Consider the following 22,089-nt stretch of genomic DNA (forward strand, 5'->3'; position numbering starts at 1 on the left):
ACGGGCGCGGGGCCGGGTCGCGCTACGGCTCCGCCGCGTGGGTGCGAGCAACCACAACGCAGCCACACCCGCACCCGCACCCGCCGAGACGGCCGTCACCCCACCGACGAGTAGGCCACAACCCCCCGCAGCAACTGATCAACCGCCTTACGCGCAGCCTTGCCCACGGTCGAGTCCTCCGCAGGGGCAGCCGCCGCGATCTGTCCCAGCACGTCGATCACCTGCTTGCACCACCGCACGAAGTCACCGGCCGGCATCTCCGCCTCGTTCAGGACCTCGTCCAGCCCCTTCCCGCCGGCCCACATGTACGCGGCCCAGGCGAACCCGAGGTCGGGTTCGCGCTGGCCGACGCCCTCGGTCTGGTTGATGCGGAACTCCTCCTCCAGGGCGTCCAGACGCCCCCAGATCCGCACCATCTCGCCGAGCGCGGCCTTGGCCTTGCCCGAGGGCAGCTTCGGTGCCATCGCGTCGTCGCCGACCCGGGCCTCGTAGACCAACGCCGAGACACATGCCGCCAGTTCGGCCGGGGAGAGCCCCTCCCAGACCCGCTCGCGCAGGCATTCGCTGGCGAGCAGGTCGAGTTCGCCGTAGAGCCGGGCGAGCCGCTTGCCGTGCTCGGTCACCTCGTTGCCGCGCAGGTAGTCCAGTTCCGTCAGCAGTGCCACGATCCGGTCAAACGTACGCGCGATCGTGTTCGTGCGGCCCTCGATGCGATGCTCCAGCTGCTTGGTGTCGCGCAGCAGCCGGTGGTAGCGCTCGGCCCAACGGGCGTGGTCCTCGCGGTCGTTGCACCCGTGGCAGGGGTGGGCGCGCAGCGCGGCGCGCAGCCTCGCGATCTCGCGGTCGTCGGCCGCCTGGGAGCGTCGCTTGCGGTGCCGCTCCGGCGGAATGTGCCCGGCCTTGGTGCGCAGCGCGGAGGCGAGGTCGCGGCGGGACTGCGGGGAGCGCGGGTTGAAGGACTTCGGGATCCGCATCCGCTCCAGCGGTTCGACCGGCACCGGGAAGTCCATCGTGGCCAGCCGCTTGACCTGCCGCTCGGCGGTGAGGACGAGCGGGCGCGGGCCGTCCTGGTACTCCAGCCCCCGGTGGCCGTCGGAGCGGCCGGCGGGCAGGCCGGGGTCGAGGACGAGTGCCAGGCCCGCGTACTTCCCCGTGGGCACATGGATGACGTCCCCGGGCTTGAGCTTTTCCAACGCGACGGCGGCCTCGGCGCGGCGCTGGGCGGCGCCCTGCCGGGCGATCTCGGTCTCGCGGTCCTTCAGTTGGCGGCGCAGCCGGGCGTACTCCTCGAAGTCGCCGAGGTGGCAGGTCATGGCCTCCCGGTAACCGGCGAGGCCTTCTTCGTTGCGCTGCACCTGGCGGGAGATGCCGACGACCGACTTGTCGGCCTGGAACTGCGCGAAGGACGTCTCGAGGAGTTCGCGGGAGCGGTGCCGGCCGAACTGCTCGACCAGGTTGACCGCCATGTTGTACGACGGCTTGAAACTGGAGCGCAGCGGGTAGGTGCGGGTGCCGGCGAGGCCCGCGAGGTGCTCGGGGCTCATGCCACGCTGCCACAGCACCACGGCATGGCCCTCGACGTCGATCCCGCGGCGGCCCGCACGACCGGTCAACTGGGTGTACTCGCCGGGGGTGATGTCGGCGTGCTGTTCGCCGTTCCACTTCACGAGCTTTTCCAGCACCACCGAGCGGGCGGGCATGTTGATGCCGAGCGCGAGGGTCTCGGTCGCGAACACGGCCTTCACCAGGCCGCGGACGAAGAGTTCCTCGACGACCTCCTTGAAGGTCGGCAGCATTCCCGCGTGGTGGGCCGCTATGCCGCGCTCGAGGCCTTCCAGCCACTCGTAGTAGCCGAGGACGTGCAGGTCCTCGGGCGCGATGTGGGCGGTGCGCTCCTCGACGAGGGCACGCACGGTTTCCCGCGCCTCCTCGTCGTTGAGCCTGAGGCCTGCGTAGAGGCACTGCTGGACGGCGGCCTCGCAGGCGGCGCGGCTGAAGATGAACGTGATCGCGGGCAGCAGGCCCTCGGCGTCGAGCCGCTCGATGACCTCGGGCCGGCTCGGCGTCCACACCCGGGCGCGCTGTCTGCGCTCCCGCTCGCGGTCCGCCTCACGCATGGCGCGGCCCCGCCGGCGGTCCTGGAACATGGGACGGCTGGCCTCCATGCGGGCGAGTCGCATCAGGTCGGGGTTGACGGCCTTGCGGTGGCCCTCGCCCTCCTCGAACAGGTCGTACATCCGGCGGCCGGCCAGCACGTGCTGGAACAGCGGCACGGGACGGTGCTCGGAGACGATCACCTCGGTGTCGCCGCGGACGGTGTCGAGCCAGTCGCCGAACTCCTCCGCGTTGGACACGGTCGCCGACAGCGACACGAGCGTCACCGACTCGGGCAGATGGATGATCACTTCTTCCCAGACGGCGCCGCGGAAGCGGTCGGAGAGGTAGTGCACCTCGTCCATGACGACGTAGCCGAGACCGAGGAGCGTCTGCGAGCCCGCGTACAGCATGTTCCGCAGGACCTCGGTGGTCATCACGACGATCGGGGCGTCGGAGTTGACGCTGTTGTCGCCGGTGAGGAGGCCGACCTTCGGTGCGCCGTAGCGGCGGCACAGGTCGTTGTACTTCTGGTTCGACAGCGCCTTGATGGGTGTCGTGTAGAAGCACTTCTTGCCCTGTTCGAGGGCGAGGTGGACGGCGAACTCGCCGACGATCGTCTTGCCGGAGCCGGTGGGCGCGGCGACCAGCACACCCTTGCCGGCCTCGAGTGCCTGACAGGCCTCGATCTGGAAGGGGTCGAGGCCGAAGTCGTACATCTCGCGGAAGGAGGCGAGCGCGGTGGCCTGCTCGGCAGCGCGCCTACGGGCTGCCGCGTACCGCTCGGCCGGGGAGAGGTCCTCTGTCATCGTGCTTTCGAGCGTACCGGGCGCCACTGACAACGGGACGATCATTATCCGGATCCCGGTCGTCCGCCGGGGCGCCGACGGCGTGGGGCCCCGCCGATGTCCTCGGCGGGGCCCCACGGCGATCGGTCAGCACACCACGTGCCGCATCCGCGCACTCACGTCACGTCGTCGTAGCCGTTGATGCGTTCATGGTCCGAACCGGTTCCCTCCGACAGTGCGTTCGGCACCCGCACCGGCTCGACCTCGCCGATGTCCTCGGGGGTGAGGTCGAGGTCGGACGCCTCGTCGTCGGCGAGGCCCTGGCCCTCGCGCCGGGCCCGGCGGCGGTCGTTGAGCAGCGAGAAGCCCACGGCGATGAAGAACAGCGCCCAGATCGGCGCCGCCAGCGCCAGCATCGACATCGGGTCGGCGCCGGGCGTGGCCACGGCCGCGAAGCCCGCGATGCCGACGACCATGCCGCGCCACCAGCCGAGCATGCGCTGGCCGGACAGGATGCCGGTGAGGTTGAGCATGACCAGCAGCAGCGGCATCTCGAAGGAGAGGCCGAAGACCACCACCATGCGCGTGACCAGGTCGAGCAGCTTGTCCAGCGGCAGCAGGTTCTCAGCGCCCTTGGGCGTGAGGCCGATCATCACCTTGGCCGTGGTGGGCAGCACGTTGTAGGCGAGGTAGCCGCCGCCGAGGAAGAGCGGGAAGCCGAACCCGACGAACGCGTAGGCGTACTTCTTCTCGTGGCGGTGCAGGCCGGGCGCGACGAACGCCCACAACTGGTACAGCCAGATCGGTGCCGCCAGCACGACACCGGCGGTCAACGAGGCCTTCAGCGCCAGTGTGAACGGCGTCAGCAGGCCGCTGACCGTGATGTGCGCGCAGTGGACGTTGTCCTTCGTCTTCGCCATCTGTCCGAAGGACTGCGCGCAGCCGACCGAGTCCAGCAGCGGCTTGGTGATGAAGTTGATGATGTCCTGATAGAAGAAGGCGGCCACGATCGTGACGACGACGATCGCCAGGACACCCTTCGCGAGCCGGTTGCGCAGCTCACGCAAGTGATCCGCGAGCGGCATCCGCCCCTCGGGATCCCTCTCCTTCTTGCGGGCAGACTTGAGCAACCCACATCCTCATCTCGTGCAGTGGACCGGAGTACCCGGTCCGCGCGTCAGCGCTGGGTCGTCGTGTCCGTCGGCTCGTTGACCGGCCGGGCGCTGGTCACGTCGCCGGGAGCGGCCTGGATCGTGCGCTGGGCCGGGGACTGCTCCTCCGGCTGCTGGGCGGGGGCGGACGGCTTGCCGTCGTCCTTCATCGCCTTGGCCTCGCTCTTGAGGATGCGAGCGGACTTCCCGAGTGAACGCGCCATGTCCGGAAGCTTCTTCGAGCCGAACACGAGGACGATCACCAGAACCAGGAGCACCAGGTGCCACGGCTCGAGTGCGTTGCGGAACATAAGTCTTCACCTTCTCACTGAGGCGGGGCAGCGGGGCCTGTCCGGCCGGTCGGACAAGTGTCCGACAGATCGGGCTGGCACCGATCGTATCGCCCGGGGATGAACTCGGGACCATCCCTGTGCGTACTCCTGCTCTACGGGCCGCGTCTCGTTCTCCGGGCCGCGATCAGCAGAGTACCTGCCCTCGACGGAAAGAAGACAGGGCGAAGCAGCTCATCACGGTCGGTAGCGGCCACTCGCGTCGGATTCACAGGGCAGGGCAGAGGCGCCGGGCGCGCCCCTTTATGGCGCAATTCATATCCGGTCCGCGGCCCGCGCGGTCGCCACGGCCGCCCGCTCCAGGTCCTCCGCGGCCCGGTTGATCCGGCGCGCGGAGTCGGCGACCTGCCGCCCGAGGCGCTCGGCCTCCAGGAAGACCCGGACGGCGAGCACACCCAGTACGGCGAGCCCCAGGAACCCCAGGGCGATCGCGAGCATCGGCCAGAACATGACGTCAGAGCCTAGAGGGTCGAGTGGAGGCGCAGGGTCCGCACCCCGCCGCCGGTGAGCAGTTCGACGATGCGCTCCCCGGCCGGCTTGCGGACGGCGGCTCCGCACTCGGGGCATGTGAACGAGTAGAACGTGGTCCTGCTGGTCGCGCCGATGGCCAGCCGGAGGGCGCTCGCCCCCAGCTCGAAACGGGCCCGGCAGTCCGGGCAGCCGGCCCGGAACACCACATCGGCCACCCGTCTCATCCCGGCGAACGCCGTGCGCACCGACATCTCACCCGGCCCGGGTCCCTGCGCTCCCTGGGCCGACCCCGGCCGCCCCGACGCACCAGACATCGCCGACGTGCTCACAGCCCCTGCTCCTGCCTGTCGTACAGCCCGTCCTGAACCGCATCCGGCCCGTCGTACGCCGCGAGCGCCTCACGGGCCGCCTGCCGGGCGCTGTCCGCGAGATCCATGGGCGACACGATCCGGCCGTCCCGTCCGAGCCGCAGCGCCAGCCGCCTGAGCGACGCCGGGTCGGGGGTCCGCAAGGTGATACGCAGCCCGCCGTCCGGCAGCTCATCCGCGCTGTCGTGCGGGTAGTACTCGGCGACCCAGCGGCCGCCCGGTCCGACCTCGACGACCACCTCGGGGTCCTCGGCGGCGGGCTGGACCAGCCCCTCGGACAGGTCCCGCAGCTCGACCTCCGGGGGCGCCGACGGCTCGTCGAGGATCTTGATCTCGGCGACCCGGTCGAGCCGGAAGGTGCGGCGCGCCTCGGAGCGGCGGCACCAGGCTTCCACATACGTGTGGCCGACGCTGACCAGGCGGATCGGGTCGATCTCACGCTCCGTGACCTCGTCGCGGGCCGGCGAGTAGTAGCGGATCCACAAGCGGCGCCGCTCGGAGATGGCCCGGTCGACGTCGGCGAAGACACCGCCCTCGGACTCGAAGGTCACCGACAGGCGGGAGCTGGCGCCCGCGGCCTCGCCGGCGGCGGTCTCCACCTTGGCGGTGGCGCGCAGCAGCGCCTGCCGGTCGCTCTCCCGCAGCCCCGGCAGGGTGGCCACGGCCCGCGCGGCCACCAGCAGCGCGGTCGCCTCGTCGGCCGCCAGCCGCAGGGGCTCGGCCGCCTCCGCGCCGAGTGCTGCCGGGTTGTGCCACCAGATGCGCTCGCCGTCGGTGTCGATGTCGAGGAGGTCGCCGCCGCGGAAGCTGGTACCGCACATGGGCAGCACGTCGAGGTCCGAGACCAGCTCCTCCTCGGTGATCCCGAACGCCCGGGCGACGTCCTCGACGCGCGCGCCGGGGCGCTCGCGCAGATATGTCACCAGGGACAGCATCCGCCGGGTCTGGTCGATGGCGTTCGCCGGCCTGGCCGGTTTGCCTGCCACGGTCGTACGTCTCCCCCCTCAGCCCTTGGCCACGGCACGCAGCCGGTCCACCACGTCGGCCCGCAGCTCCGCCGGCTCCAGGACCACCACATCGGGCCCGAACTCCACCAGCCAGGCGTCGAGGCCGTGCCCGTACGGAATCTCCAACTCGTCCCAGCCGTCACCGAGTTCCCGGACGAAGGTGGCCCTCGCCCGAAGGGGGTACCCCGCGTCCTTGCGCAGCCGGATCCGCGCCGAACGGTCGGCGGTCTCCCCCGCCCAGCTCGCCACGGTCTCACGGACGGTGACCACGTCGGGTACCGCGGCGGTGAAGGCACCACCGCGGCTGCGCACCTTGCCGGTGATCCTCGAGAGCCGGAAGACCCGCTCGGCGCCCCGGTCGCGGTCCCAGCCCGCCAGGTACCAGTGGCCGCGCCAGCACTCCAGCGCCCACGGTTCGACGTGGCGCTGTTCGGGGTGGGCCGCGGTGGCCTTGCGGTAGTCGAAGACGACGGGGCGGCGGTCGCGGCAGGCCAGCATCAGCGGCTCGAAGGCGGCCTCGTGCACGGGGATGCGGGGTTCGAGGGCGCCGTGGGCCTCGTACGGGTCGACGTCCTCGGGCAGGCCGGCGGCGCGCAGCTTCTGCAGGGCGCCGCTCGCGGCACCGGCGAGCCGGGCCTGCTGCCACACCTTGGCGGCCAGGCCCAGCGCGGCGGCCTCCTCGGCATCGAGGGTGATGGGCGGAAGGCGGTTGCTGTCGCGGCGGGCCAGGTAGCCGACCTCGCCGTCGAGGTTCTCGACCGTCTCGATGACGAGTCCCAGCTCACGCAGGTCGTCCTTGTCCCGCTCGAACATGCGGTTGAAGGAGTCGTCGGACCCTGCTTCCAGATAGGCCTCGATGGACTCGCGCAGCTCACGCTTGCTGAGCGGCCGCCGCGTCCCGAGCAGACACAGCGCCAGGTTCATCAGCCGCTCGGCCTTGGCAATGGCCATCGACGCCCTTCGCCTCCCCATGGTGCTTACGACGGACGACCGTACCGCCCGCGAGCACCCCGGCAAAAGCCGAGGGCCCCTGCGCGCACAGGCCTGGACTCAGCTGATCGTTTCCGGTCGCCTCCAGGCACGCCCCCACCGCCCCCGACCCTCCGCGGCGGGCCCGGCGCGGCAGCCCCGAACAACGCGAGGCCCGGCCCCGGCAACCACCCGCCGGGACCGAGCCCGCTGCGTACGCGGTGCCGCCGCACAGCGGCTGCGGCGACCCACGGAGGTACCGCCACCGGGCCCCGGCCCGGCGGCGGTCGGTGGCTGTCGCCTCGGTCAGACCCGTGGCTTTCGCCTCGGTCAGACGGCGACCAGGTCGCAGACGAAGATCAGCGTCTCGCCCGGCTTGATCCGGGCGCCCGCGCCACGGTCGCCGTAGGCCAGGTGCGGGGGAATCGTCAGCTGACGGCGGCCGCCGACCTTCATGCCCTGCACGCCCTGGTCCCAGCCCTTGATGACCTGGCCGACACCCAGCTGGAACCGCAGCGGCGTACCCCGGTTCCAGGACGCGTCGAACTCCTCACCGGAGGAGAAGGCCACGCCCACGTAGTGCACGGAGACGGTGTCGCCCGCCTTGGCCTCCGGGCCGTCACCCTCCCAGATGTCCTTGATCTCGAGGTCGGCCGGGGGCTCGCCGCCCGGGAAGTCGATCTCGGGCTTCTCGATGCTCACGTCAAAAGCTCCTGCTGTTTCGTGTTGAGGCCATTGCGGCAACACCGACACTCTCACATCCCCGCAGGGCTTACATCTTCGCCAGGATGTCCACGGAGAAGACCAGCGTGGAGTCCTTCTTGATGCTGCTGCCGCTCGGCGGGTTGTCCCCGTACCCCAGCTTCGGCGGGATGACGACGAGCACACGGCTGCCCACCTTCTTCCCGGTCAGCCCCTGCGCCCAGCCCTTGACGACCTGCTGAAGCGAGAACGACGCCAGCTGGCCACGGCCGTACGTGGAGTCGAACTCCTTGCCCGTGTCCCACACCACGCCCTTGTACTGCACCAGGACGGTGTTGTCCGCCTTGACCTCGTCGCCGTCACCCTCGATGACGTACTTCGCGACCAGCCCCGTCGGCGCCTTCACCTTCGGTACGTCGATGGACGGTGCCTTGCCGTCCGTGTTCGTGCCCACCTTCGGCAGGTCGGCGTCGCGCTGCGCCGGCGCCTTGCCCTTGGCGGAGCTCTTCGCGTTGAACGTGTTCTGGACGTCCACCACGAACACCAGCGTGTCGGTGCCCTTGATCCCCGCCTGCGCGTTGCCCTGCGTGCCATACCCCCAGGTCGGTGGCACGGCCATCAGCACCCGGCTGCCGACCTTCTTCCCCGCCAGCGCATACCGCCAGCCGTCGATGATGCCGCCCGCGGCGAGCTGGATCACCAGCGGCGTCTTGCGGTCGTAGGAGTTGTCGAAGACCTTCGCCGTGTCCCAGATCTGGCCCAGGTAGTTCGCCTGGACGTAGTCGTTCTCCGCGACCGTCTGCCCACCGCCCGCGATCACCGTCTTCACCGCCAGGTCCTTCGACGGAGAGCCGGACCCCTTCGCCACGGTGGGCTTCTGGTCGAACTTCGTCCCGGCGGTGATGGCCGGCAGCGGCCCCTCGACGATCTTCGGCGGTGGGGCGGCCGACGTGGCCGAGGGCGCGGGGGACGAACTGGTACCGCCCGCGCCCTTGCCGGACTTGCCGTCACCGCATCCGGCGACGGTGACCAGCCCGGCAGGCACAGCGGCAAGAAGAAGAGAGCGTCGGCGCACGATGAGGGCCTCAATCGGTCGATCTTGATGGATGGCGTGCGCGCAACTCTACGGCGTGAGAAGGGCGCCGTACGGCAAACGTACGGCGCCCGTGTGGCGTTCCGGTGATACGCGCGAAACGCGCATCTCACCATCCGGTCTCACATTCCGGCGATCAGCTTCTCCACCCGGTCGTCCACCGAACGGAACGGGTCCTTGCACAACACCGTCCGCTGCGCCTGGTCGTTGAGTTTCAGATGCACCCAGTCGACCGTGAAATCACGCCGCTGTTCCTGCGCCCGCCGGATGAAGTCGCCACGCAGCCGCGCCCGAGTCGTCTGCGGCGGAACCGACTTGCCCTCGAAGATCTTCAAATCATTGCAGATCCGGGCCGCTTGCCCCTTCTTCTCCAGCAGGTAGTACAGGCCGCGACGGCGGTGGATGTCGTGGTAGGCGAGGTCTATCTGCGCCACCCGCGGATGCGACATCGTCATGTTGTGCTTCGCCCGGTACCGCTCGATGAGCTTGTACTTCATCACCCAGTCGATTTCGGTACCGATCCGGTCGAGATCCTCCGACTCGATCGCGTCCAGCGTACGGCCCCACAGCTCCAGCACCTGCTCGACCGTGCCCGTCCGGATACCGCGGCGCTCACAGAAGTCCACGGCCTTCTCGTAGTACTCCCGCTGCACCTCCAGCGCCGAGGCCTCCCGGCCGCTCGCCAGACGCACCTTGCGGCGGCCCGTGATGTCATGGCTGACCTCGCGGATCGCCCGGATCGGGTTCTCCAGGGTCAGGTCACGCATCACCGTCCCCGCCTCGATCATGCGCAGTACCAGATCGGTCGCGCCGACCTTCAGCAGCATCGTCGTCTCGGACATGTTCGAATCACCGACGATGACATGCAGACGGCGGTAACGCTCGGCGTCCGCGTGCGGCTCGTCCCGCGTGTTGATGATCGGCCGCGAACGCGTCGTCGCGGAGCTGACGCCCTCCCAGATGTGCTCGGCCCGCTGACTCACGCAGTACACCGCACCACGCGGCGTCTGCAGCACCTTGCCGGCACCGCACAGCAGCTGCCGCGTGACCAGGAACGGAATCAGGATGTCCGCGAGCCGCGAGAACTCCCCGTGCCGCGCCACCAGGTAGTTCTCGTGACAGCCGTAGGAGTTGCCCGCCGAGTCCGTGTTGTTCTTGAACAGGTAGACGTCGCCCGCGATTCCCTCCTCGTGCAGGCGGCGTTCGGCGTCGACCAGCAGTCCCTCGAGAATGCGCTCGCCGGCCTTGTCGTGGGTGACCAGTTCGATCACATTGTCACATTCGGGTGTCGCGTATTCCGGATGCGAGCCCACATCGAGATAGAGGCGGGCCCCGTTGCGCAGAAACACATTGCTGCTACGGCCCCATGACACGACACGGCGGAAGAGGTACCGCGCCACCTCGTCAGGCGACAGGCGGCGCTGTCCCCTGAACGTGCACGTGACACCGTACTCGTTCTCCAGCCCGAAAATGCGGCGGTCCATGACTGAACATTACGCCCGATCCCGCGAGCTGAAACGGGGTTCGACAGCACGGTTTGGATCATTTTCCGGTGAAGCCGCAACCACCCCGCCCCCAGCCGGAGCTGCGAGGACCCGCCCCGCGACCACCAGGACCAGCAGCGACACCGCCCCCGCGGCCCCCGGCACCGCGAAACCCCACAGCGCGCCACCCGCCTGCACCACCGGCCCCGCAACGCCCGTCCCGACCGACGCACCCACCGTGAACGTCGTCACCAGCCACGAGAACGCCTCCGTCACCGTGCCCCTCGGCGCATGCCGATCCACCAGCACGAACGCACACGCGATACACGGCGCCAGGAACAGCCCCGCCACCACGGCGAGCAGCACCATAGCCACCGCACCCGGCATCAGCACCAGCGGCAGATAACACAACGCCAAAAGCCCCACCAGCACACGCAGCCGACGCTCCGGCGCACCCGGCCACCGCCGCGCCCCGTACACCGTGCCCCCGACCAGAGCGCCGAGCCCGATCGCCGCCATCAGCCAGCCGTACACCCCGTCGCCACCATGGCCATCGGCGTACGACACCGCCGCCACCGTGATCGAACCCAGCGCCATCCCCACGAACAGGAACGCACCGAGCAGCACCCCCAGCCCCGGCGAGCGCAACGCCCCCAGCCAGTGCGCCTCCCGCGGCGCCGACCGCCACCCACGCGACGGCGGCGAGACGACCACCGACAGCGCACCCAGCACCCCGACGACGTTCAGCACCACCACCGCCACCCGCGCCGACCACAGCGACGCACACAAAGTCACCAGCAGCGGGCCGACCGTGAACATCACCTCCTGCGCCACCGCGTCCATCGCATACGCCGTGTGCACCTGCTCCTCCCGGCGCAGGACCGTCGGCCACAGCGCCCGCAGACCGCCCTCCAGCGGCGGCGTGAACAGCCCCGCCACCACCATCGCGGCATACGCCACGGCGAGCGGCTCCAGCCCCGTCAACGCGAACACCGTCATGGCGGCTGCGGACACCACCGCCGCAGGCAGCTGCACCCGCGGCTGCCCGTACAGATCGACCAGCCGCCCGAGCACCGGCTGCCCCACCGCGTTGGCCACCCCGTACACCGCGGCCAGCGCCCCCGCCAGGCTGTACGTGCCGCCCTCGGCCCGCACGAACAGCACCACCGCGATCGCCGCGACCGCGTTCGGCAACCGGCCCACCAGCGTCCCCACCAGCAGGCGGGCGGCATGCCTCGCCCTGAGGATCTCCGCATATCCCGCGGCCATGCGCACCCCTTCCGCCGGCCCCACCCCGCTTCCCGTTACCCGCGAAGGGTGAAGTTTTACGTATAACGTCGTCTGCCATACGTACCATGAGCGCTGACCGGAGTCCACACGACTCCGCCCACGAGCCCGGACGACGCCGCGCACCGATCCGGACGACACGCCCCACCGGTCCACACAAAGGAGCACGCCCACCGTGCCACGAGGTAGCACGCGACCCACCAGCCGCGATGTCGCCCAGGCCGCCGGCGTCTCCCAGGCCGCCGTCTCCCTCGTCCTCGGCGACAAATGGCGTGGACGCGTCTCCGCACCCGTCGCCGAGCGAGTCCGCCAGGCCGCGCGAGAACTCGGATACCGGCCCAACCTGGCGGCACGCAACCTCCGCCTCGGCCACACCCGCACCGTCCTGCTGGTGGTACCCGCCCTCACCACCGAATTCTTCGCCGGCGTCTACACCGGCGCCGCCCGCATCGCCGCCGACCACGGCTTCGGCGTCGTCCTCTACCCCTCCCCCGAAGGCGTCGGCCCCGCCAAAGACCCCTTCCACTCCGCACAAGCCGCCCTCGACGGCGTCATCGCCTCCTCCATGGCCGCCGATGCCCTCACCGCCATCCACGGCGACCAACTCCCCCTCGTCATGCTCGACAGCGACCCCCACGGCAGCCCCGGCGCCGCAACCGTCAACCTCGACATCACCGACGGCGTACGCCAAGTAGCCGAACACCTCCTGGACCTCGGCCACCGGCACTTCCTCCACCTCGCCGCCGACGTCCCCTCCTGGACCTTCCGCATACGCGCCGAGGAACTCGCGGCACGCATCGGCACCGTCCCCGGCACCACCCTCCGCACCACCCACGCCCCCATCTCCATCGAAGGCGCCCTCACCGCCGCCGCAACCGCCCTCGCCGCCCCAGGGCCCCGCCCCACCGCCCTCGTCTGCGACGACGACAAACTCGCCGCCGGCGCCTACAAAGCCGCCCGCCGCATCGGCCTGCGCGTCCCCGACGACCTCTCCGTCACCGGCCTCGACGACCTCGCCCTCGCCACCGCCATCGACCCCGAACTGACGACCGTACGACTGGACGCCGAACTCTTCGGAGAACGCGGCATGCACGCCCTCCTGGCCGTCCTGGAAGGCCGCACACCCGAGCAGGGCGACATCCCGGTGCACCTCGTCATCCGCGGCTCCACCGCACCACCACCCCACTGAACCCCTGCCCCCGCAACAGCACAACGCCGCGCGCCCCGCCCGTTCCGGGATGCTGTTGGTTAATTCGGCGCCCGCGTGACGTCGGTCTCCAAGACCGGTTGTGGTTTTTGGAGACCGACGTTGCTGTAGGGGGAGGCTGTCGATGTCGATGCGGCCGGTGGCGCCGGGGGAGGTCCCGGGAAAGACCGCACGAGTGGCGAGGGCTGCCTTTCCCAAGGGCAGCCTGGCGATCCGGGTCCGGGACGAGTTAGGCCCGCTGTTCACCGACGACCAGTTCTCCGGCTTGTTTCCGTCACAAGCCGACCGCGAAGCCGCCGACACCGCTACGCAGGGCGCTGCCTGACCAGGCACTGAGCCTTTTCCAACCTGGCCTGCGCTGATTCAGGCACACCGTCGCAGAGCTCATGCCTTTCTGAGGGTGATCGCCTGTGTGACAGCCGCGCCGACCACCAAGAAGCCTGCGGCGGCGGCGAGCAGGCCACCCGTGGGCACCAGGGCATCCGTCGAGTCCGAGGCGTTCTGCAGGTGGGTGAGCATGATGTTGACCGGGGAAACGCCTTTGCCCAGCAGCACGGCCAGCAGGAGCCCCAGGGCGAGGACGAGCGCGTAGCCCTGCCGCCGAAACACCAGCCGTGAGCAGACCAGTCCGATGGCTATGCCGGTGAAAGCGCAGGTGAGTTGGGCCTCGGTCCCCAGCGCCAAGTCCGCTGGGCCGGGTGTGTGGGTTGCGAACATCAGCGGCAGCACCAGACCGGCAGCCGTCAGCAGCAGGCACCACACGGCGGCCGTCCCGACCGTCGCGAGCAGTACGCGTAGATGGCTGCCGGTGCTGACGACGACGATTGAGCGGTGCGGCTGATCCTCGAGACCGATCACTGCCATGGTCAGCCAGACCGAGCACAGCAGCATGGCCCCGGCCACCGAGGCGTAGGTTGCTGTGAGCGGGCCGGCGTCGCTGCTGGTCAGCACGGCCACCAGACCAAGGAACAGCAGTAGCGGCGCCAGGTAGCGCTGGGAGAGCAGCAGCACCGTGCACATGTAGCGGACCAGGGCGATCACCGGGCGGCCCTCCTCACATCGAACCGGTGATCATGTTCACCCACAGTCCCGGTGAGGCCCGCCACCGACCACCGGTGTTGCAGCGCCGTCAGCAGTACGGCGTCCGAGTGCTCCCGCGCCACTCGCAGGACGACATCCCCGCCGCGCCGGGCGGAGTCCACCACACCCGGCAGCGCGGACCAGGTCACCTCCACCGGCATGACGCCAGTGGGCGGCACCGTCAGGACCAATTCGACCACCGAGGCCCGACCCCCGGCGTGCCGGCCGCCGTGCAAAATGACCCGGCCGTCGCTGATGACGTAGACGCCGCTGGCGTGTGTCTCGGAGATCGCCTCGCGATGGTCGGTGAAGACCACCGCCCCGCCCTGTGCGGCCACTTCGTCGATGAACTCGGCGAGGACCCTGTGGGCCGAGGCGTCCAGACCTGACCAGGGCTCGTCAAGGACCAGCAGGTCGGGCTGGACGAGCAGTGCCTGAGCGAGCGCCACCTTCTGCGCGTTGCCCTTCGATAGCGTGCGCAGCGATGCGTCCCGCCCGCCCACCAAGGACAGCCGCTCCAGCAGGTGATTGCCTCGGGTACGGGCGACGGAGGCCGACAGGCCGCGAATACGCCCCATGTGGGTGAGGTAAGAGATCGCCGAGATGCGGTCGTGGGCGGTGAAGCGGTCCGGTACGTAACCGATGTGCGGCGGTCGGCCCGACACGCTTCCGGAGGTGGGCTGGGACAGTCCGGCGAGGATCCTCAGCAAGGTCGACTTCCCTGAACCGTTGCTGCCCACCACCGCGAGAACGTCACCGGCCGAGACTTTCATGTCCACGTCACGGAGGATCCACCGTCCTCTGCCGTAACGTTTGCCAACCGCCTCACAACGTAACAACCCGTTCCTCCCTGTGGCCTACGCGCTGGCCCTTCCAGCCTGGCGGGCGAGCTTGATAGTTAAGCTGACAGGCAGGTGAAGCCCCTGGTAGATGGCTTTCGACCAAGAGAACCGTCTCCACCAGAGGCTTCGCGTGCTTGTTTACCCGTCGGGTGTCGACGTGTCCAGCTCTTCCCTTCGCTTCCTGTCCGCCCGCCTGCAAGCGCGTCGCCGCGCTCTTGGTACCCGATGGCGGCGGCTGAGCGCGGGTCGACAGGCTCTGCTCGCTCTCGCCCACTTCCGCAACGGACACACCTACGCCCAGCTCGCAGCTGGCTTCGGCGTCGGCACCACCACCGCCTACCGCTACATCACCGAGGCCGTCGAGCTTCTGGCCTCCCTGGCACCCACACTCGCCGAAGCCGTACGGGCCGCGTCGATGAAGGCGTATCTGATCCTAGACGGCACGCTTCTGCCCATCGACCGGATCGCCACCGACCGGCCCTTCTACTCGGGCAAACACAAGAAGCACGGCATGAACGTGCAGCTACGTAACTCGTCCCGGACCCGGATCGCCAGGCTGCCCTTGGAAGACGCAGCCGAACGCGGCCGGCCAGACACCGGTGAACATCCTGCTGATCGGCTCCGCCAGCCGTAACTCCGACGAGAACGTCGCGCTGGGCGGCGGCAGGGACAACCGTGGCAACCCGCCGCCTCCCCCGGCGCCACCGGCCGCATCGACATCGACATCCTCCCCCTACAGCAACGTCGGTCTCCAAAAACCACAACCGGGTCTTGGAGACCGACGTCACGCGGGCGCCGAATTAACCAACAGCATCCCGGAACGGGCGGGGCGCGCGGCGTCACACAGCCATACGACCGAGCCGGCCTACTCCTCCGACTCGTCCGCGTCCGCCTCGGCCTCCGCCGCCGTCGACGCACCGTCCGCCTGCAGCAGACGCGACAGCTGACGCCCGGTGATCCGCCTGAACTTGCGCTTCTGCGGTCGCGTACGGTCCAGCACCGCGACCTCCAGACGCTCCGCCGGAATCTCCCGCTCACTGCCGTTCGTATCCCGCGACAACGCCTGCACGGCCAGCTTCAGCGCCTCCGCCAACGTCATCCCGTCACGATGACGCTGATCCAGAAAACTGCTGATCTGCTCCGCATTGCCACCGACCGCCACCGAACCGTGCTCATCCACGATCGACCCGTCATGCGGCAGCCGGTAGATCTGGTCACCCTCCGGGGTCTCCCCCACCTCGGCGACCACCAACTCCACCTCGTAGGGCTTCTCCGCCGCACTCGAGAAGATCGTGCCCAACGTCTGGGCGTACACATTCGCCAGACCACGGGCGGTGACATCATCACGGTCGTACGTGTAACCGCGGAGGTCGGCGTAGCGCACACCACCGATCCGCAGGTTCTCGTACTCGTTGTACTTACCGGCCGCCGCGAAACCGATCCGGTCGTAGATCTCACTGAACTTGTGCAGCGCACGGGACGGGTTCTCACCGACGAACACGATGCCGTCGGCGTACTGCATCACGACCAGACTGCGGCCGCGCGCGATGCCCTTACGGGCGTACTCCGCCCGGTCGGCCATGGCCTGCTGGGGGGAGACATAGAACGGCGTCGACACCGGTTATCCGTCCCTTTCTGTCGAAGTCACGCGATCACCTTGATAACAACCCGGTCCGCCGTCAGAGCAGCGCGGCCCGCGGACCGTCGGGCTGCTCCAGACGCCGCTCCAGAATCGAACGGGCGATCCCGGACGACTCGTCCTCGGTCAGTCGGCGGAAGCCGTCCTCGGTGATCACGGTGACGATCGGATAAATCCGGCGAGCGACATCGGGACCACCGGTCGCCGAGTCGTCGTCCGCCGCGTCATAGAGGGCCTGGACCACCAGGGTCGTGGCCTCCTCCTCGCTCAGATCCTCACGGTAGAGCTTCTTCATCGCACCGCGCGCGAAGATCGAGCCGGAACCCGTGGCCGCGAAGCCGTGCTCCTCCGAGCGGCCACCGGTCACGTCGTAGGAGAAGATACGGCCCTTGCCACGGTCCAGGTCATAGCCGGCGAAAAGAGGGACCACGGCAAGGCCCTGCATGGCCATGCCCAGATTGGAACGGATCATGGTCGACAGGCGGTTCGCCTTGCCCTCCAGGGACAGCTGCGTGCCCTCGACCTTCTCGAAATGCTCCAGCTCCAGCTGGAACAGCTTCACCATCTCGACCGCGAGACCCGCCGTACCGGCGATACCGACGGCCGAGTACTCATCGGCCGGGAACACCTTCTCGATGTCCCGCTGCGCGATCACATTGCCCATGGTCGCCCGACGGTCACCCGCGAGCACGACGCCCCCCGGGAACGTCGTGGCCACGATGGTGGTGCCGTGCGGCGCCTCGATCACGCCCTGGGTGGGCGGCAGCTGCCGGTTGCCCGGCAGCAGCTCGGGCTGGTGCTCCGACAGGAAGTCCATGAAGGACGACGAGCCAGGCGTCAGGAAGGCAGCTGGTAGACGCCCGGTGCTACGAGGATTGGCTTCCACGTCTTTCCTTCCAAGTAGGCGACAGCACGACGGCCGATGTCGGGGTCGTCATCCAACTTGCCGATGGCCGAATTGCAGTTGAAGCACAGTACGCCACGGACCTTACCCGTCTTGTGGCAGTGATCCACATGTACGGCGGGAGCCTTTAGGCAGATCACACAGAGCCCCATTTGAGAGGCCACCATCTCGTCACGCTCGGCCACAGTCAGGCCGTACTGCCGCTTGAGATGGTTCGCACGCCCCTTCGCCGCACGGCAAGCCTTGCAACTCGTCGAGAGACCGTCCGAAGCCGTTGCGTTGCGGTGCCGTTCACTGTGCGGCTTCACCTCGCCGCAGCTGCGACAGAACTTGTGACCATCTGGCGTCTGCACCCGTGACCGGACGTGCTTCCCCCTGGCCAACTGGCGGGCTTGGTGATACTCCGCCCAGCACTCCCGACAGTAGGCCTGCAGCCCGTCGCGGGCTGCCTTACTGCTGGCGAAGGCCGCCCGCGGCTTGTACTCCTTGCACCGCGAGCAGCGCTTCGCTTCGTCGCTGCCAATCAACCGGATCCCCCACCCGCCACCTTCGATTCGAAGGTTAAATCACTCTCCACCCTTCTGAACGAAGGAGCGCACGAAGTCCTCGGCATTCTCCTCGAGGACATCGTCAATCTCGTCCAGGACGGAGTCCACGTCGTCGCTCAGCTTCTCGTGCCGCTCCTTGAGATCCCCCGAAGCCTGAGCCTCCTGCTCCTGCTCCTCGATCTCCTCGGTGGAGCGCGTGGCCTTCTGCTGGCCGCCGCCGGTGTCCTTGGTCGCCATAACCCTCACCCCGCTCAGTTCGCCCGACATGGTCGACAGGTCGGCTTTCCTGCCGATCGGTGGTGATCAGACCCTACTAGCCGGGTCCGACAATGGCCCCGCAGTTACTCCAACGTGCGGGGACCACCTCGATGATTCCCGGCCGCCGGGATTTACACCCCGGGCGGCCGGGCTCGTCCGAGTACCCCTCAGCCGCCTGACAGGACCCTGACCAGGTCCTCGGCCGTGCGGCAGCGGTCCAGGAGCTCCTTGACGTGATTACGCGTTCCGCGTAGCGGTTCGAGGGTTGGAACGCGCTGGAGGGAGTCCCGGCCCGGGAGGTCGAAGATGACCGAATCCCAGGAGGCGGCCGCGACGTCGTCCGCGTACTGCTCGAGGCAGCGGCCGCGGAAGTAGGCGCGGGTGTCCTCCGGTGGCTTCGTGCGGGCCCGTTCGACGTCGGCCTCGTCCAGGAGGCGCTTCATGCGGCCGCGGGCCGCCAGGCGGTTGTACAGGCCCTTCTCGGGGCGTACGTCGGCGTACTGGAGGTCGACGAGGTGGAGGCGGGCGGCGTCCCAGTCGAGGCCGTCGCGGCGTCGGTAGCCCTCCATGAGTTCGCGTTTGGCGACCCAGTCCAGCTCTCCGGCGAGGCTCATCGGGTCGCGTTCGAGGCGGTTGAGGGTGTCCTCCCAGCGGGAGAGGACGTCCTTGGTCTGTTCGTCGGCGTCCGCCCCGTACCGCTCCTCGATGTATTTGCGGGAGAGCTCGTAGTACTCCATCTGGAGCTGGACGGCGGTGAGTGTGCGGCCGCTGCGCAGTGTGATGAGGCGCTTGAGCGACGGGTCGTGGGAGACCTGGTGCAGGGTCCGTACGGGCTGGTCGACGGCCAGGTCCACGGCGATGAAGCCGTCCTCGATCATCGACAGGACCAGGGCGGTCGTGCCCAGCTTGAGGTACGTCGAGATTTCCGACAGGTTCGCGTCGCCGATGATCACGTGGAGGCGGCGGTATTTCTCCGCGTCCGCGTGGGGTTCGTCGCGCGTGTTGATGATGGGGCGCTTGAGGGTCGTCTCCAGGCCGACCTCGACTTCGAAGTAGTCGGCGCGCTGGCTGAGCTGGAAGCCGTGTTCGTGGCCGTCCTGGCCGATGCCGACGCGGCCGGCTCCGGTGACGACCTGGCGGGAGACGAAGAAGGGGGTGAGGTGGCGCACGATGTCGGAGAAGGGGGTTTCCCGCTTCATGAGGTAGTTCTCGTGCGTGCCGTAGCTGGCGCCCTTGTTGTCGGTGTTGTTCTTGTAGAGGTGGATGGGTTGGGCGCCGGGGAGCTGGGCGGCTCGTTCCGCGGCTTCCGCCATGATGCGTTCGCCGGCCTTGTCCCAGAGGACGGCGTCGCGGGGATTGGTGACCTCGGGGGCGCTGTATTCGGGGTGTGCGTGGTCGACGTAGAGCCGTGCGCCGTTGGTGAGGATGACGTTGGCGAGGCCGATGTCCTCGTCGGTGAGCTGGCTGGCGTCGGCGGCCTCGCGGGCGAGGTCGAAGCCTCGGGCGTCCCGCAGCGGGTTCTCTTCCTCGAAGTCCCAGCGGGCCCGGCGGGCCCGGTGCATCGCCGCTGCGTAGGCGTTGACGATCTGGGATGAGGTGAGCATGGCATTGGCGTTGGGGTGGCCGGGGACGGAGATGCCGTACTCCGTCTCGATACCCATTACTCGCCGTACGGTCATGCGGCCCTCCTTGCCCGGCGGCGCCCTCGGTCGGGGGCGGCGCTCAGATACCGCTGGTGCTCCGGTGCGCGTGCGGTGCCCGTCCCCGCACGGCGCGACGCGGCGGTAACAAAGAGCCTAGAACGCCTTTGCGCTGGTGGGGAGATCATTTGCGTCATTGCTGTGCTCCAGCCGTGGCCCGAAAAGCAGTGGGCTGCGGGTACCCGTTGGGGGCACCCGCAGCCGCCCTTGCTTTTACAGGTACTGACCGGTGTTTGCCACCGTGTCGATGGAGCGCCCGGTGTCTGCGCCTTGCTTTCCGGTGATGAGGGTGCGGATGTAGACGATCCGTTCGCCCTTCTTTCCGGAGATTCGGGCCCAGTCGTCGGGGTTGGTGGTGTTGGGCAGGTCCTCGTTCTCCTTGAACTCGTCCACGCACGCCTGGAGGAGGTGGGAGACGCGGAGGCCTTTCTGGTTGTGTTCGAGGAAGTCCTTGATCGCCATCTTCTTGGCGCGGCCGACGATGTTTTCGATCATGGCGCCGGAGTTGAAGTCCTTGAAGTAGAGGACTTCCTTGTCGCCGTTGGCGTAGGTGACCTCCAGGAAGCGGTTCTCGTCGGACTCGGCGTACATCTGTTCCACGGCGGTCTGGATCATGGCCTGGACAGTGGCGGCCTTGTCGCCTCCGTGTTCGCTGACGTCGTCGGCGTGCAGGGGGAGGTTTTCGGTGAGGTACTTTCCGAAGATGTCCTTGGCTGCTTCGGCGTCCGGACGTTCGATCTTGATCTTCACGTCGAGGCGGCCGGGGCGCAGGATCGCGGGGTCGATCATGTCCTCGCGGTTGGAGGCACCGATGACCACGACGTTCTGCAGGCCTTCCACACCGTCGATCTCGGCGAGGAGCTGGGGGACGATGGTGTTCTCCACGTCCGAGCTGACGCCGGAGCCGCGGGTGCGGAAGAGGGATTCCATCTCGTCGAAGAAGACGATGACGGGGGTGCCCTCGCTGGCCTTTTCGCGGGCTCGCTGGAAGACGAGGCGGATCTGTCGTTCGGTTTCGCCGACGTACTTGTTGAGGAGCTCGGGGCCCTTGATGTTGAGGAAGAAGCTCTTGCCGGCGGCCTGGCCGGTCACTTCGGCGACCTTCTTGGCGAGGGAGTTCGCCACGGCCTTGGCGATGAGGGTCTTGCCGCATCCGGGGGGTCCGTAGAGGAGGACTCCCTTGGGCGGGCGCAGCTCGTGCTCCTTGAAGAGGTCGGGGTAGAGGTACGGGAGCTCGACCGCGTCGCGGATGGCCTCGATCTGGCCGGCGAGGCCGCCGATCGCCTCGTAGCCGATGTCGGGTACCTCTTCGAGGACGAGTTCTTCGACCTCGCTCTTGGGGACGACCTCGTAGACGTAGCCGGAGCGGGGTTCGAGCAGGAGGGCGTCGCCGGGGCGGATGGTGACGTCCAGCAGCGGCTCGGCGAGCCGTACCACCCGTTCCTCGTCGGTGTGCCCGAGCACCAGGGCGCGCTCGCCGTCCTCGAGGACTTCCTTGAGGGTGACGATGTCCCCGACGCGCTCGAACTCCATGGCTTCGACCACGTTGAGCGCTTCGTTGAGCATCACTTCCTGGCCGCGGCGGAGCTCGTCGAGGTCCACGCTGGGGCTGACGTTCACGCGGAGTTTGCGGCCTCCGGTGAAGATGTCGGCGGTGCCGTCCTCGTTCGCCTGCAGGAAGACACCGAAGCCGGCCGGTGGCTGTGCGAGCCGGTCGACTTCTTCCTTGAGGGCCACGATCTGGTCGCGGGCCTCACGGAGCGTGTTGGCGAGCCGCTCGTTCTGCGCGGACACGCCGGCCAGGTTGGTCTGCAGCTCGACGATCCGCTCTTCGAGAATTCTCGTGTGTCGCGGAGAGTCGGCGAGCTTGCGTCGCAGGACGGCGATCTCCTGCTCAAGGTAGGCGATCTGCCCGGCAGGGTCGTCGGACCCTCGTCCCGGGCGGATGCCGCGGTTCATGTCGTCGTCGTGGGCTGCCACGGTCCTCACCTCCTCCAAGGGGAGCTGGACGCTTCCAGACCCTACCTGGGTGGGTGTCGATTGAAACCCCTAGATCACAAAGACTGTCGGGGTGTGTCCGATCTTCACCCTTGCGCTCACCCTCACGCCAGGGGAATACCCACCGAACATGATTGGGAAGCCGCCGA

Annotated in this window: 21 protein-coding genes and 1 pseudogene; 3 read left to right on the forward strand and 19 right to left on the reverse strand. The window is 68.7% G+C overall.

Annotated elements, in window-relative coordinates:
• Positions 1–95: 95 nt before the first annotated feature.
• The 11 genes from ACFYZJ_RS23375 to ACFYZJ_RS23425 form a co-directional block, all read right to left on the reverse strand.
• Entirely contained in the window at positions 96–2,948 is a 2,853-nt protein-coding gene (locus ACFYZJ_RS23375) for a DEAD/DEAH box helicase (RefSeq protein WP_388570954.1), read from the reverse strand.
• 110 nt (positions 2,949–3,058) lie between these two features.
• Positions 3,059–4,012, reverse strand: a complete 954-nt coding sequence (gene tatC / locus ACFYZJ_RS23380) for a twin-arginine translocase subunit TatC (RefSeq protein WP_388570956.1) — start codon at positions 4,010–4,012, stop codon at positions 3,059–3,061.
• A gap of 47 nt (positions 4,013–4,059) precedes the next feature.
• Complete coding sequence (gene tatA, locus ACFYZJ_RS23385; protein ID WP_388570957.1) at positions 4,060–4,344, reverse strand: Sec-independent protein translocase subunit TatA; 285 nt, start codon at positions 4,342–4,344, stop codon at positions 4,060–4,062.
• A 294-nt stretch (positions 4,345–4,638) separates the two neighbouring features.
• Positions 4,639–4,833, reverse strand: a complete 195-nt coding sequence (locus ACFYZJ_RS23390) for a hypothetical protein (protein WP_388570958.1) — start codon at positions 4,831–4,833, stop codon at positions 4,639–4,641.
• 11 nt (positions 4,834–4,844) lie between these two features.
• Complete coding sequence (locus tag ACFYZJ_RS23395) at positions 4,845–5,105, reverse strand: hypothetical protein (protein WP_388570959.1); 261 nt, start codon at positions 5,103–5,105, stop codon at positions 4,845–4,847.
• A gap of 74 nt (positions 5,106–5,179) precedes the next feature.
• A complete protein-coding gene (locus ACFYZJ_RS23400) occupies positions 5,180–6,208 on the reverse strand; it encodes a helix-turn-helix transcriptional regulator (protein WP_388570960.1) in 1,029 nt (342 codons plus the stop codon).
• Between the two features lie 18 nt (positions 6,209–6,226).
• The gene (locus tag ACFYZJ_RS23405; RefSeq protein ID WP_388570961.1) at positions 6,227–7,180 is read right to left on the reverse strand and encodes a helix-turn-helix transcriptional regulator; all 954 of its coding nucleotides are present in this window, start codon (positions 7,178–7,180) and stop codon (positions 6,227–6,229) included.
• Between the two features lie 348 nt (positions 7,181–7,528).
• Entirely contained in the window at positions 7,529–7,900 is a 372-nt protein-coding gene (locus tag ACFYZJ_RS23410) for an FKBP-type peptidyl-prolyl cis-trans isomerase (RefSeq protein ID WP_388570962.1), read from the reverse strand.
• 70 nt (positions 7,901–7,970) lie between these two features.
• On the reverse strand, positions 7,971–8,975 hold the full coding sequence (locus tag ACFYZJ_RS23415) for an FKBP-type peptidyl-prolyl cis-trans isomerase (RefSeq protein WP_388570964.1): 1,005 nt from the start codon (positions 8,973–8,975) through the stop codon (positions 7,971–7,973).
• Positions 8,976–9,115: 140 nt separating this feature from the next.
• Positions 9,116–10,477 (reverse strand): Pup--protein ligase, encoded by a 1,362-nt coding sequence (pafA, locus tag ACFYZJ_RS23420; protein ID WP_019754142.1) that lies wholly within the window; start codon positions 10,475–10,477, stop codon positions 9,116–9,118.
• A gap of 9 nt (positions 10,478–10,486) precedes the next feature.
• Positions 10,487–11,746 carry an MFS transporter gene (locus tag ACFYZJ_RS23425; protein WP_388570966.1) on the reverse strand — a complete coding sequence of 420 codons (1,260 nt, stop codon included), beginning with the start codon at positions 11,744–11,746 and terminating at the stop codon, positions 10,487–10,489.
• A 193-nt stretch (positions 11,747–11,939) separates the two neighbouring features.
• On the opposite strand from ACFYZJ_RS23425, the gene ACFYZJ_RS23430 reads away from it, so the two are divergent.
• Entirely contained in the window at positions 11,940–12,953 is a 1,014-nt protein-coding gene (locus ACFYZJ_RS23430; protein WP_388570968.1) for a LacI family DNA-binding transcriptional regulator, read from the forward strand.
• Between the two features lie 142 nt (positions 12,954–13,095).
• The gene (locus ACFYZJ_RS23435) at positions 13,096–13,296 is read left to right on the forward strand and encodes a hypothetical protein (RefSeq protein ID WP_388571243.1); all 201 of its coding nucleotides are present in this window, start codon (positions 13,096–13,098) and stop codon (positions 13,294–13,296) included.
• 59 nt (positions 13,297–13,355) lie between these two features.
• On the opposite strand, the gene ACFYZJ_RS23440 is transcribed toward ACFYZJ_RS23435, so the two are convergent.
• The gene (locus ACFYZJ_RS23440; protein ID WP_388570970.1) at positions 13,356–14,012 is read right to left on the reverse strand and encodes a hypothetical protein; all 657 of its coding nucleotides are present in this window, start codon (positions 14,010–14,012) and stop codon (positions 13,356–13,358) included.
• Entirely contained in the window at positions 14,009–14,830 is an 822-nt protein-coding gene (locus ACFYZJ_RS23445; RefSeq protein WP_388570972.1) for an ATP-binding cassette domain-containing protein, read from the reverse strand. Before ACFYZJ_RS23445 ends, ACFYZJ_RS23440 begins: the two co-directional genes overlap by 4 nt.
• A gap of 193 nt (positions 14,831–15,023) precedes the next feature.
• Here ACFYZJ_RS23445 and ACFYZJ_RS23450 point away from each other — a divergent pair.
• Positions 15,024–15,419 (forward strand): annotated as a pseudogene (locus ACFYZJ_RS23450) (transposase family protein); the annotation flags it as partial.
• 339 nt (positions 15,420–15,758) lie between these two features.
• On the opposite strand, the gene prcA reads toward ACFYZJ_RS23450, so the two are convergent.
• The 6 genes from prcA to arc form a co-directional block, all read right to left on the reverse strand.
• The gene (prcA, locus tag ACFYZJ_RS23455; protein ID WP_388570974.1) at positions 15,759–16,511 is read right to left on the reverse strand and encodes a proteasome subunit alpha; all 753 of its coding nucleotides are present in this window, start codon (positions 16,509–16,511) and stop codon (positions 15,759–15,761) included.
• Between the two features lie 61 nt (positions 16,512–16,572).
• Positions 16,573–17,418, reverse strand: coding sequence for a proteasome subunit beta (gene prcB, locus ACFYZJ_RS23460; protein ID WP_388570975.1), 846 nt, complete (start codon positions 17,416–17,418; stop codon positions 16,573–16,575).
• Positions 17,370–17,621, reverse strand: a complete 252-nt coding sequence (locus ACFYZJ_RS23465; protein ID WP_388571216.1) for an endonuclease VII domain-containing protein — start codon at positions 17,619–17,621, stop codon at positions 17,370–17,372. The genes prcB and ACFYZJ_RS23465 overlap by 49 nt, the downstream gene beginning before the upstream one ends.
• 381 nt (positions 17,622–18,002) lie before the next feature.
• A complete protein-coding gene (locus tag ACFYZJ_RS23470; protein WP_200421338.1) occupies positions 18,003–18,221 on the reverse strand; it encodes a ubiquitin-like protein Pup in 219 nt (72 codons plus the stop codon).
• Positions 18,222–18,409: 188 nt separating this feature from the next.
• The gene (dop, locus tag ACFYZJ_RS23475) at positions 18,410–19,921 is read right to left on the reverse strand and encodes a depupylase/deamidase Dop (protein WP_388570977.1); all 1,512 of its coding nucleotides are present in this window, start codon (positions 19,919–19,921) and stop codon (positions 18,410–18,412) included.
• 234 nt (positions 19,922–20,155) lie between these two features.
• Positions 20,156–21,922 (reverse strand): proteasome ATPase, encoded by a 1,767-nt coding sequence (gene arc / locus ACFYZJ_RS23480; protein WP_388570978.1) that lies wholly within the window; start codon positions 21,920–21,922, stop codon positions 20,156–20,158.
• Positions 21,923–22,089: the final 167 nt, after the last annotated feature.

Origin of the sequence: Streptomyces sp. NPDC001848 (assembly GCF_042891915.1) — a bacterium.
GTDB lineage: Bacteria > Actinomycetota > Actinomycetes > Streptomycetales > Streptomycetaceae > Streptomyces.

Coding starts and splice junctions, on each gene's coding strand:
- ACFYZJ_RS23375 (WP_388570954.1), bottom strand. CDS start 2,948: ATGATCGTCCCGTTGTCAGTGGCGCCCGGTACGCTCGAAAGCACGATG.
- tatA (WP_388570957.1), bottom strand. CDS start 4,344: ATGTTCCGCAACGCACTCGAGCCGTGGCACCTGGTGCTCCTGGTTCTG.
- ACFYZJ_RS23390 (WP_388570958.1), bottom strand. CDS start 4,833: ATGTTCTGGCCGATGCTCGCGATCGCCCTGGGGTTCCTGGGGCTCGCC.
- ACFYZJ_RS23395 (WP_388570959.1), bottom strand. CDS start 5,105: ATGTCGGTGCGCACGGCGTTCGCCGGGATGAGACGGGTGGCCGATGTG.
- ACFYZJ_RS23405 (WP_388570961.1), bottom strand. CDS start 7,180: ATGGCCATTGCCAAGGCCGAGCGGCTGATGAACCTGGCGCTGTGTCTG.
- pafA (WP_019754142.1), bottom strand. CDS start 10,477: ATGGACCGCCGCATTTTCGGGCTGGAGAACGAGTACGGTGTCACGTGC.
- ACFYZJ_RS23425 (WP_388570966.1), bottom strand. CDS start 11,746: ATGGCCGCGGGATATGCGGAGATCCTCAGGGCGAGGCATGCCGCCCGC.
- ACFYZJ_RS23435 (WP_388571243.1), top strand. CDS start 13,096: ATGTCGATGCGGCCGGTGGCGCCGGGGGAGGTCCCGGGAAAGACCGCA.
- ACFYZJ_RS23470 (WP_200421338.1), bottom strand. CDS start 18,221: ATGGCGACCAAGGACACCGGCGGCGGCCAGCAGAAGGCCACGCGCTCC.
- dop (WP_388570977.1), bottom strand. CDS start 19,921: ATGACCGTACGGCGAGTAATGGGTATCGAGACGGAGTACGGCATCTCC.